The organism is Nocardia jiangsuensis, from assembly GCF_042650385.1.
GTDB lineage: Bacteria > Actinomycetota > Actinomycetes > Mycobacteriales > Mycobacteriaceae > Nocardia > Nocardia jiangsuensis.
Genome location: NZ_JBHSAX010000009.1, coordinates 150,964 through 161,173 on the forward strand (window position 1 = coordinate 150,964; position 10,210 = coordinate 161,173).

The 10,210-nt window shown below is 71.0% G+C and carries 10 protein-coding genes; 6 read left to right on the forward strand and 4 right to left on the reverse strand.

The features are described 5' to 3' along the window. Positions 1 to 6: 6 nt before the first annotated feature. On the forward strand, positions 7 to 1,263 hold the full coding sequence (locus ACFO0B_RS09945; RefSeq protein ID WP_378612074.1) for an amidohydrolase family protein: 1,257 nt from the start codon (positions 7 to 9) through the stop codon (positions 1,261 to 1,263). Between the two features lie 4 nt (positions 1,264 to 1,267). Then, positions 1,268 to 1,570, forward strand: coding sequence for a hypothetical protein (locus ACFO0B_RS09950; protein WP_378612076.1), 303 nt, complete (start codon positions 1,268 to 1,270; stop codon positions 1,568 to 1,570). Positions 1,571 to 1,825: 255 nt separating this feature from the next. Here the strand turns inward: ACFO0B_RS09950 and ACFO0B_RS09955 are convergent, their stop codons facing one another. Genes ACFO0B_RS09955 through ACFO0B_RS09970 form a run of 4 tightly spaced genes read right to left on the reverse strand, consistent with a single transcriptional unit; the run spans position 1,826 to position 6,852 of the window. After that, positions 1,826 to 2,989 (reverse strand): thiolase C-terminal domain-containing protein, encoded by a 1,164-nt coding sequence (locus tag ACFO0B_RS09955; RefSeq protein ID WP_378612077.1) that lies wholly within the window; start codon positions 2,987 to 2,989, stop codon positions 1,826 to 1,828. Continuing rightward, the gene (locus ACFO0B_RS09960; protein ID WP_378612078.1) at positions 2,986 to 4,161 is read right to left on the reverse strand and encodes an OB-fold domain-containing protein; all 1,176 of its coding nucleotides are present in this window, start codon (positions 4,159 to 4,161) and stop codon (positions 2,986 to 2,988) included. Before ACFO0B_RS09960 ends, ACFO0B_RS09955 begins: the two co-directional genes overlap by 4 nt. 19 nt (positions 4,162 to 4,180) lie before the next feature. Further along, positions 4,181 to 5,389, reverse strand: coding sequence for a CaiB/BaiF CoA transferase family protein (locus ACFO0B_RS09965; RefSeq protein WP_378612079.1), 1,209 nt, complete (start codon positions 5,387 to 5,389; stop codon positions 4,181 to 4,183). Beyond that, positions 5,386 to 6,852, reverse strand: coding sequence for an aldehyde dehydrogenase family protein (locus ACFO0B_RS09970; protein WP_378612081.1), 1,467 nt, complete (start codon positions 6,850 to 6,852; stop codon positions 5,386 to 5,388). Before ACFO0B_RS09970 ends, ACFO0B_RS09965 begins: the two co-directional genes overlap by 4 nt. Before the next feature lie 186 nt (positions 6,853 to 7,038). Between ACFO0B_RS09970 and ACFO0B_RS09975 the strand changes: the two genes are divergently transcribed. Genes ACFO0B_RS09975 through ACFO0B_RS09990 form a run of 4 tightly spaced genes read left to right on the forward strand, consistent with a single transcriptional unit; the run spans position 7,039 to position 10,204 of the window. Then, a complete protein-coding gene (locus ACFO0B_RS09975; RefSeq protein WP_378612083.1) occupies positions 7,039 to 7,746 on the forward strand; it encodes an SDR family NAD(P)-dependent oxidoreductase in 708 nt (235 codons plus the stop codon). A 25-nt stretch (positions 7,747 to 7,771) separates the two neighbouring features. Beyond that, positions 7,772 to 8,632 (forward strand): mycofactocin-coupled SDR family oxidoreductase, encoded by an 861-nt coding sequence (locus ACFO0B_RS09980; protein WP_378612084.1) that lies wholly within the window; start codon positions 7,772 to 7,774, stop codon positions 8,630 to 8,632. 14 nt (positions 8,633 to 8,646) lie between these two features. After that, positions 8,647 to 8,841, forward strand: coding sequence for a ferredoxin (locus tag ACFO0B_RS09985; RefSeq protein ID WP_378612085.1), 195 nt, complete (start codon positions 8,647 to 8,649; stop codon positions 8,839 to 8,841). A 10-nt stretch (positions 8,842 to 8,851) separates the two neighbouring features. Beyond that, positions 8,852 to 10,204 carry a cytochrome P450 gene (locus tag ACFO0B_RS09990; RefSeq protein ID WP_378612086.1) on the forward strand — a complete coding sequence of 451 codons (1,353 nt, stop codon included), beginning with the start codon at positions 8,852 to 8,854 and terminating at the stop codon, positions 10,202 to 10,204. The last annotated feature ends 6 nt before the right edge of the window (positions 10,205 to 10,210 follow it).

Below are 10,210 nucleotides of genomic sequence, written 5' to 3' on the forward strand. Positions count from 1 at the left end.
AGTCCCGTGAAACCCGATGACCTGATTCTGGTGAGCATCGACGACCATGTGGTCGAGCCGCTCGACATGTTCGACAACCACGTTCCGAAGAAGTTCGCGGAGTACGTGCCCAAGGTCGTCCCCAACGACAAGGGCATCGACCAGTGGATCTACCGCGACCGGCCCACCGGCGTCGCGGGGTTGAACGCCGTGGTCACCTGGCCCGCCGAGGAGTGGGGCCGGGACCCGGCGGGCTACGCCGAGATGCGCCCCGCCGTCTGGGACGTGCACGCTCGCATCCGCGACATGGACGTCAACGGCGTGCTCGCCTCGATGTGCTTCCCGACCTTCACCGGGTTCAGCGCGGGCCATCTGAGCCGCGGCGGCCAGGACGAGATCACCGTCGCCATGATCGAGGCCTACAACAACTGGCACATCGAGGACTGGGCGGGCGCCTACCCGGGCCGCTTCATCCCGATCGGCATCCTGCCCATGTGGGATCCGCAGCTCGCGGTGGCCGAGATCGAGCGGCTGGCGAGCCGCGGCTGCCACTCGGTGACCATGCCCGAGCTGCCGCACATCGACGGCCTGCCCAGCTACCACGACGGCGACTACTGGGCGCCGGTCTTCAACGCGCTGCAGGACAACGACACCGTGATGAACCTGCACATCGGGCAGGGCTTCGGCGTGCTGCGGCTGGCGCCGGACGCGCCGATCGACAACCTCATGGTGCTGGCGCCGAGCATCTCGCTGATCGCCGCGCAGGACCTGCTGTGGGGCCCTGCCTTCCGGAAGTTCCCCAAGCTCAAGGTGGCGCTCTCCGAGGGCGGCGTCGGCTGGATTCCGTTCTTCCTCGACCGCTCCGACCGGCACTACACCAACCAGCGCTGGCTGCGCAGGGACTTCGGCGGCAAGCTGCCGAGCGAGGTCTTCCGCGAGCACGTGCTCGCCTGCTACGTCACCGATCGGACGGCGCTGAAGTCCAGGCACGACATCGGGATCGACAACATCGCCTGGGAGTGCGACTACCCGCACTCGGACTCGATCTGGCCGAACGCCCCGGAGTTCGTGCTGGAGGAGCTGGACGCGGCGGGCGCATCGGACGCCGATATCAACAAGATCACCTGGGAGAATGCCTGCAGGCACTTCAACTGGGATCCCTTCCAGCACATCCCGCGCGAGCGGGCCTCGGTCGGCGCGCTGCGCGCCACCGCCACCGACGTGGACATCTCGACCACCTCGCGCGCCGCGTACGCCGCCGCCTACGCCGCCCAGGCCGGGTGACGCGGTGCCCGCTCGGCTGATGGTGTTCGCGACCCCGAAGGAGGGGCGCGACGAGGAGTACAACCGCTGGTACACCGAGGTGCACATCCCGGAGATGCTCGCCATCCCCGGCGTTGTCGCCGCCGAACGGCACCGGCTCGTGCGCGGTGGTCCCGACGAGGGGCGCTACCTCTCGGTCTTCACCCTCGAGGGTGACCCGGCCGCCGTGCTGGCCGAGCTCGGGGCACGCGCCAAGGATGGGCGGATGGCGGTGACGGATGCCGGTGATCCCGCGCGGACGCGGCTCACCGTCTGGGAGGAACTCTGATCGATCGGGACGAGCCCGGCACCTGTCGGTGCCGGGCTCGTCCCGTGTAGGGGAGATTTCCGGCCTGCGACCGGACCGCCGCGCGGCGCCCGCCGGCGGCACGGAGCCCCGCGGTGCCCGCTTGCGGCGGGGAGCAACGCTGCGCCCGCTCGCGAACAGGGCAACGCGGCGCCCGTTCGTGGCAGAGAGCGACGCCCGTCGCTGTGGACGGCCGGCCCCGGGCGGCAGCGCGACAGCCGCCCGGTGGGCACGAGGCTAGGACCGCCCCGGACCCTCGAGGATCGTGACCGCTGCTACCGCGGTGGGCCCGCCGAGGTTGTGCGCCAGACCGATTCGAGCACCGTCGACCTGGTTGACAGCGGTTCCGCGCAGCTGCTCGAAGAGCTCGACGCACTGGGCGACGCCGGTGGCGCCCGGCGGATGGCCCTTGCACTTGAGACCACCGCTCGGGTTGACCGGGAGCGCGCCGCCGACCGAGGTCACCCCCGCTTCGAGCAGCTTGTACCCCTCGTGCCGCTCGGCGAAGCCGAGGTCCTCGTAGCTCATGAGCTCGATGCCGGTGAAGTAGTCGTGCACCTCGGCCACGTCGATGTCGGACGGCCCGAGCCCGGCCATGTCGAAGGCGCGGCGCGCGGCGCGGACGGTGGCCTGGAAGGTGGTGAGGTCGGCGCGGTGCTGGTGCATGACGGTGTCCAGCCCGAGCCCGACCCCGCGCACCCAGACGGGCGCGTCGGTGTAGCGGTCGACCACGTCCTCGGCGGCGAGGATGAGCGCGGCGGCGCCGTCGCTCTGCGGCACGCAGTCGTAGACGCCGAACGGCTCGGCGACGATCGGCGCCGCCAGCGCCTGCTCCATGCTGATCTCGAAGCGCAGCCGCGCCTTGGGGTTCGTCGCGCCGTGCCGGTGGTTCTTCACCGCGACCATGGCGAGGTGCTCGCGGGTGGCGGGTGATTCGTACAGGTAGCGGTTGACGTGCAGGGCGAACCCGGCGGGGGCGAAGAGCCCGAGCTGGTAGTCCCAGGAGCGGTGCCGCGTCATGGACTCCCACTCGCGCAGCATGTCCTTCTCGGCGGTCTCGCGCAGCTTGTCCGCACCGATCACGAGTGCCACGTCGACCGCGCCGGAGGCGATGGCGTAGAGCGCGTTGCGGACCGCGTCGTTGCCGGTGGCGCAGGAGTTCTCGACGTGCGTCACCGGCAGGTCGGGCACGCCGAGCGCGTCCGCGAGCACGCCCGCCGGGAAGCCGTCGGTGGTGCGCAGCGCGCCGAACCAGGCGGCCTCGACGTCGGTGAGCCGCACGCCCTTGTCGACCGAGGCGGCGCACTCGGCGAAGGCCATGGGCAGCAGATCCTGGATGCCGAGCGCGTAGTGCTCGGCGAACGGCGTCATCCCGGCGCCGACGACCGCGACCCTTCTCATGAGTTCTCCGTTTCGGGTTCGAAGGCGTACCCGTAGTCCGGCACGCCGGAGCGCTCCGCGACCCGGCGCAGCACCATCCGCCCGCGCACCCCGATGGTGGCGGTGCCTGCGTCGGCGCCGGTGACCTTGGCGAGCGCGCGCACCCCGACCCCGTCGAGCTCGACGATGACCAGCGAGTACGGGCTCTTCAGCCCGGGCACCGGCATCCGGACCGTGGTCTCCGCGTACACGGTGCCGGTGCGCGGCAGCGGAACCAGGGTGTAGTCGGTGGCGAGCGTGCCGTCGGCGCCGAGCCGGTAGCGGGGCGGGAAGTCCAGCTCGTCGCTGCCCGGGTGGCTGCCCGCCTCCCAGCGCACCTTCGCCTCGAAGGCGCGGTCGTAGGCGGCGAGCGAGATGGGCAGGTCGGCGCCGGGTTCGAAGGTGCCGTCCGACGGCGGCCGGGCCGGCGGCTCGACCCGGTGCAGCGCGACCGGGCCGGGGACGACGGTCACCCCGGAGAGGCTGGCCTGCTCGACGCCGACCAGCAGCCCGGCCGCGTCCCACTCGACCATGGTGGCGAGCGCGAACAGCGCGGCGGAGGCGCCGAGCGTCGGCACCTGCGGCGGCGGGGCCTGGCAGAGCGCGGTCGCCTGCTTGTGGTCGACCCCGGCCACCGCGACCGGGGTGTCCAGCCAGGCCGCGGAGAGCGAGGCGGCGAGGCCGCGCTCGCGCAGCAGCCGGGGATCGCCGTAGTCGTGCACGCCGGTTTCGTTGCGGGTGCGCACCGGCAGGCTGCGGGAGACCCGCGCCGTGGTGCGCACCTGCGCGCCGTCCCGATCGGAGAGCCAGGCCGCCGCCGCGCCCGCGGGTTCGAGGTCGACCCCGATGACGAGGGTGCGCGGGCGGGCCGAGCTCAGCGCGTCCAGCGTGGCGGGTGCACCGCCGAGCCGCTCGATCACCTCGAGTTCGGGGTCCAGCCCGAGCCCGGCCAGCAGTACCGCCGCGTTGCTGCTGCCGACCAGCGGCAGCTCGCGGCTGACCAGCACAACCCGCTCCACCGGCTCGCCGCCGGCCAGCGCGGCGCGCCCGGCCTCGACGGCCAGCGTGACGGCGTCCTCGTCGTCGCCGACGACGCGGTCGTGTCGATCCCCCCAGCACGGCAGGTACGTCCCCATCGACGCGACGTGCGGCATGATCAACTCCTCTCGGGCGTCAGGAGACCGCGCCCGCGGTCTTCAGCGCGATGATGCGATCCCAGTCGAAGCCGAGCTCGAGCAGGACCTCCTCGGTCTGGGCCGCGAACTCCGGCCCCGGCCGCAGCTCCGGCGCGGCCACGTCGAACTGCACCGGGCTGGAGACCAGCTGCAGCTCGCCCGCGGGCAGCACGTACTCGTTGGCCCGGATCTGCCCGTCGGAGAGCAGCTGCTGCGAATCCTGCACCGGCGCCCACGGCCCGGCGAGGGTGGCGAAGCGCTCGGTCCACTCGGCCAGCGTGCGCGCGCCGATCGCCTCGCGCAGGACGGCGACGCCGGCCGCGGTGTTCTCCGCGATGGCGGCGGCGTCCGCGAAGCGCGGGTCGTCGGCCAGTTCCGGGCGGTCGATGTGCCGGACCACGTCGGCCCAGAACTTGGCGGGCTGCAGCATGACGAAGGAGAGGAACCGGCCGTCCGAGGTGGCGTAGAGCCCGGAGAGCGGATTCGTCGGCGCGCCGTGCGTTCCCGGCTTCGGCGCCACCATCGGCTGCTTGCCGTGCGCGGAGAGCGCGATGGTGTGGCCGAGCGCCCAGAGCCCGCTGCCGAGCAGCGACACGTCGACCACCGAGGTCTCGCCGGTGCGCTCGCGCTTGAGCAGCGCGGCCGCGATCCCGCCCGCCAGGTTGGTGCCGGAGATGGTGTCGCCGAAGGCGGGGCCGGGCGGCTGGATCATGCCGTCGGTGCCGGGCGGGGTGATGGTGGCGGCGACGCCGCCGCGGCACCAGAAGGCGGTCATGTCGTACCCGCCGCGCACCGATTCGGTGCCGCGCGGGCCGAGCGCACTGCCCCTGGCGTAGACGATGGACGGGTTCACCGCGCGGATGTCGTCCACGTCGATGCCGAACTTGGTCCGCGCCGAGGGCAGGAAGCTGGTCAGGAAGACGTCGGCGCCCTTGGCCAGCTCCAGGATCACCTCGCGCCCCTCGGCCACCGACATGTCGATCCCGACGCTGCGCTTGCCCCGGTTGGCGTGCTCCACATTGGGATTCGGGTCGCCCTCGACGGTGAAGGCGCCCACCCGCCGCAGCCCGCGCTGCGGGTCGCCCGCCACCGCGTGCTCCACCTTCACCACGTCGGCGCCCCAGTCCGAGAGCACCGCGCCCGCCGAGGGGACGAAGCCGTACATGGCGACCTCCAGCACCTTGATGCCCGCCAGCGGCCCGCTCACGGGAGCACCTCGGCGAGGGTCTTGAGCTGCAGGAATTCCTCCAGCCCGACCCGGCCCATCTCGCGGCCGATGCCGGACTGCTTGTACCCGCCGAACGGCGCGTCCGGGGAGAAGTAGTTGCCGCCGTTGATGCTGAAGGTGCCGGTGCGGATCCGCCGCGCGATCGCCTTGGCGCGCTCGGAGTCGGCGCCGAAGACCGCGCCGGAGAGGCCGTAGATGGAGTTGTTGGCGATCCGCACGGCGTCGTCGTCATCGTCGTACGGGATGAGCGCGAGGACCGGGCCGAAGACCTCCTCCTGCGCGATCTCGCTGTCCGGGTCGACGTTCGCCAGCAGCGTCGGCGCGTAGAAGAAGCCGGGGTTCAGCTTCTCGCCACCGGTCACCAGGGTGGCGCCGGCCTCGACCGCGCGCTTGACCAGCCCGTCCACCTTCTCCCGCTGCTGCTCGCTGATCAGCGGGCCCATGTAGGTGGCCGGATCGTTCGGGTCGCCGTGCTTGACGTGCGCGAAGTTCCCCGCCACCAGCTCCGCCATCCGGTCGTGGTCCTTGCGCGGGACCAGCAGCCTGGTGGTGAGCGCGCAGCCCTGGCCCGCGTGCGTCACGATGCTGAACGAGGCGAACATGGCGGCGAGCGAGAAGTCCGCGTCGTCCAGCACGATCGCCGCGGACTTGCCGCCGAGCTCGAGGAACACCTTCTTGAGCGTGCCGCTGGCCGCGGCCATGATCTGCCGCCCGACCGGGGTGGAGCCGGTGAAGGTGACCACGTCCACTTCGGGGTGCGTGGTCATCCGCTTGCCGACCTCGATATCGGAGGAGGCGAGGACGTTCACCACGCCCGCCGGGATATCGGTGTGGTTCGCGATGATCTCGCCGATCGCGAGGGTGGCCAGCGGGGTGTCCGGGGCGCCCTTGAGCACGACGGTGCAGCCCGCGGCCAGGGACGGCGCGAGCTTGGCGAAGGCCAGCTGGTGCGGGTAATTGTAGGCGGCGATGGCGGCGACCACGCCCGCCGCCTCCTTCTCCACCCAGCGGTGGTGCTGCTGGCCGCGGACCTCGATATTGCCGAGATCCTCGGTGAAGTCGTAGCTCTTCAGCAGGTCCGCGTAGTAGCGCACGATCTCGATCGGCGTCTCCAGCTGGTTCGCGTGCGTGAGCGCCTTGGTCGCGCCCACCTCGGCGATGGTCAGCGCGCGCAGCTCCTCGAGATTCGCGCGCAGCGCCGTGTGCAGCTGGTCCAGGCAGTGCGCCCGGAACTCCGCGTTGGTGGCCCAATCGGTCTCGTCGAAGGCGCGCCGCGCGGCGGCGACCGCCGCGTCCACCTCGGCCACCCCGGCCTCGGGGGCGTACCCGTAGATCTCGCCGGTGGCCGGGTCGAGCGAGGCAAGTGTCCGCCCGGTCTCGACCAGCTGCCCATCGATCAGCAGCCGGCGCGCCACTGCGACCGCCTGTTCCTGCGTTGACATCCCGTCTCCTCGCTACTGGAAAGCACATTCTCTCTTGGCGAGAATGATACATTCAGCACAGCGGGCCGTGGCAACTATCGCCGATCGGGATGCTCGCCCGTCTTGCGAAACCGGACACCACGAGAGTACCGTTCTCACATCCGAAAAGGAGATTCTTGTGTCGAAGACTACACCCGGGGGTCGCGCGTGAGAACCGCTGTGGTCACGGGAGGCGCGTCCGGCATCGGCCTCGGTATCGCCGAGCGGCTGCGGAGCGACGGCTACCGGGTCGCCACGCTCGATCTCGCCCCCGCCGAGGACGACAAGCTCGGCTTCAAGGCCGACGTCACGAAGCCGGAGGAGATCGCCGCCGCGCTGGAGACGATCCGCGCCGAGCTGGGGCCGGTCACCGTGCTGGTCAACTCGGCCGGACTCGAGGGCTTCGAGAAGTTCAAGAACCTCACCTTCGAGGCATGGAAGCGCGTCGTCGACGTGAACCTGCACGGCGTCTTCCACTGCGTGCAGGCCGTGCTGCCGGACATGCTCGAGCAGCGCTGGGGGCGGATCGTCAACATCTCCTCCTCCAGCACGCACTCGGGCCAGCCCTTCATGACGCACTACGTGGCGGCCAAGTCGGCCGTCAACGGGCTCACCAAGGCGCTGGCGCTGGAGCTCGGCCCCAACGGCATCACCGTGAACGCGGTGCCGCCCGGCTTCATCGACACCCCGATGCTGCGCAAGAACGAGGACGGCGGGCGCCTCGGCGGCACCGTCGAGGACCACATCAAGCGAACCCCGGTGCGCCGCATCGGTACCCCGGCGGACATCGCCGCGGCCTGTGCCTTCCTGATCTCGGAGGAGGCCGGCTACATCACCGGCCAGATCCTCGGGGTCAACGGCGGCCGGAACACCTGAGCAAGATCGAACGAGAGGAATTCCCGTGGGACGTGTAGAGGGCAAGGTCGCCTTCGTCACCGGTGCGGCCCGCGGCCAGGGCCGCAGCCACGCCGTCCGGCTGGCGGAGGAGGGCGCCGACATCGTCGCCATCGACATCTGCCACGACATCGACACCATCGGCTACCCGATGGCCACCCGCGAGGACCTGGACGAGACCGCGCGGCTGGTCGAGAAGACCGGCCGCCGGATCATCGCCGAGCAGGCCGACGTGCGCGACGCGCCGCGGCTGCGCGAGGTCGTCGCCACCGCCATCGCCGAGTTCGGCAGGCTGGACATCGTGGTGGCCCAGGCCGGGATCGCCGGGATGAAGGGCCAGCCGCAGTGGCAGGCCTGGTCGGACGTGATCGACACCAACCTGATCGGCGTCATCAACACCATCCAGGCGTCGCTGCCGCACCTGAAGGCGGGCGCCTCGATCATCGCCACCGGCTCGGTCGCGGCGCTGATGGACATCGGCAAGGTGGACCAGCCGGGCAAGGACCCGGGCGGCATCGCCTACGTGGTGGCCAAGCGCGGGCTGGCGCAGTACGTGCACCAGCTGGCGCTGCACATCTCGGTGCAGAACATCCGCGCCAACGTCATCCACCCGACCAACTGCAACACCCCCATGCTGCAGAGCGAGCCCATGTACCGCTCGTTCCGCCCCGATCTGGAGCACCCGACCCGCGCCGACGCCGAGCCAGCCTTCGGCGTCCAGCAGGCCATGCCGATCCCCTACATCGAACCCGGGGACATCAGCGACGCCGTGCTCTTCCTTGCCTCCGAGGAGGCTCGCTTCATCACCGGTACGCAGCTGCGCGTCGACGCGGGCGGCTACCTGAAGTGGTACGACTACCACATCTGAGAGGGAGAAACACCGTGAAGGTCCAGGTCGATCAGGATCGCTGCCAGGGGCACACATTGTGCGCCATGATCGCCCCGCAGTCGTTCGAACTCAGTGACATCGACGGCCACTCCACTCCGGTGGCCGAGCAGGTCCCGGGGGATCAGGCGGAGCAGGTGCGCGAGGCCGTGCACTCCTGCCCCGAGCGCGCGATCTCCGTCGCGGAATAGGAGGCGGCCCATGACCCCCGGGGAGAACACGAGCCACCGGACGCCCCGCTTCCACTTCGACCGGTACGCACCGGAGTACCGGGAGAAGTTCCAGGAGATCACCGAGGAGATGCAGGGCGAGTGCCCGCTCGCCTGGACCGATACCTACGACGGGCACTGGGTGGCCGCGGGCAACCGCGAGGTCTTCGAGCTCGCGCGCTGCCCGCACGTCTCGAACGACCACGATCCGCACGGCGTGCGGAAGGGGTACCGGGGCATCTCCATCCCGCCCGCCCCGCGCGCCCGCGGTATCCGCGGCGGCATCCTGGAGATGGACGAGCCGGAGCACCGCGAGCTGCGCTCCGCGCTCAACCCCTACCTCTCCCCCGCCGCGGTGAAGCGCTGGATCCCGTTCGTGGACGAGGTGGTGCGCGCCGCCATCGACGAGCACATCGAGAGCGGCCGCATCGATTTCGTCGACGAGCTGGCGAATGTGGTGCCCGCCGTGCTCACCCTCGGCATGCTCGGCGTCCCGCTGGCCAAGTGGACCATCTACAACGAGCCGGTGCACGCCGCCGTCTACACACCGCCGGACTCCCCCGACTATCCGCGGGTCGCGGAGATGCACCGCGCCCTCGGCATCGACCTGCTCACCAACCTGGCCGAGATCAGGCAGAACCCGCGGCCGGGGCTGATCCACGCGGTCGCCTCCGCGCAGGTGAACGGCGAGCCGCTGCCGGACATGGAGATCCTCGGCATGCTCAGCCTGCTCATCGGCGGCGGCTTCGACACCACCACCGCGCTCACCGCGCACGCGCTGGAGTGGCTCTCGGAGAACCCGGAGCAGCGGGCCGAGCTGAGCCGGGAGCGCGACGTGCTGCTGGACTCCGCCACCGAGGAGTTCCTGCGCTACTACACCCCCGCCCCCGGCGACGGCCGCACCGTCGCCGAGGACTTCGATGCGGCGGGCGCCTCCTTCAAGGAGGGCGAGCGGCTCTGGCTCTCCTGGGCCATGGCCAACCGCGACCCGGCCGTCTTCGAGGACCCGGAACAGGTGGTGCTGGACCGCAAGGGCAACCGGCACTACAGCTTCGGGCTCGGCATCCACCGCTGCATCGGCTCCAACGTGGCGCGCACGGTCTTCAAGCGGATGCTGGTCGCCGTGCTCGACCGGATGCCGGACTACCGGGCGATCCCGGAGGAGACTGTGCACTACGACACCATCGCGGTGATCCAGGGCATGCGGCACCTGCCCGCCACCTTCACCCCCGGGCCCCGGCTCGGTCCCGGGCTGGCGGAGACGCTGGAGAATTTGCAGAAGGTCGTCGACGAGCAGCGGCTCGCCGAGCCGGTCACCGTGCACCGCGGCGCCGCCGAGATCTGAATCCGG

What these genes read in the sequence shown, in the direction of transcription:
- ACFO0B_RS09990 (WP_378612086.1), top strand. Translation starts at nt 8,852, where the DNA reads ATGACCCCCGGGGAGAACACGAGCCACCGGACGCCCCGCTTCCACTTC.
- ACFO0B_RS09960 (WP_378612078.1), bottom strand. Translation starts at nt 4,161, where the DNA reads ATGCCGCACGTCGCGTCGATGGGGACGTACCTGCCGTGCTGGGGGGAT.
- ACFO0B_RS09970 (WP_378612081.1), bottom strand. Translation starts at nt 6,852, where the DNA reads ATGTCAACGCAGGAACAGGCGGTCGCAGTGGCGCGCCGGCTGCTGATC.
- ACFO0B_RS09955 (WP_378612077.1), bottom strand. Translation starts at nt 2,989, where the DNA reads ATGAGAAGGGTCGCGGTCGTCGGCGCCGGGATGACGCCGTTCGCCGAG.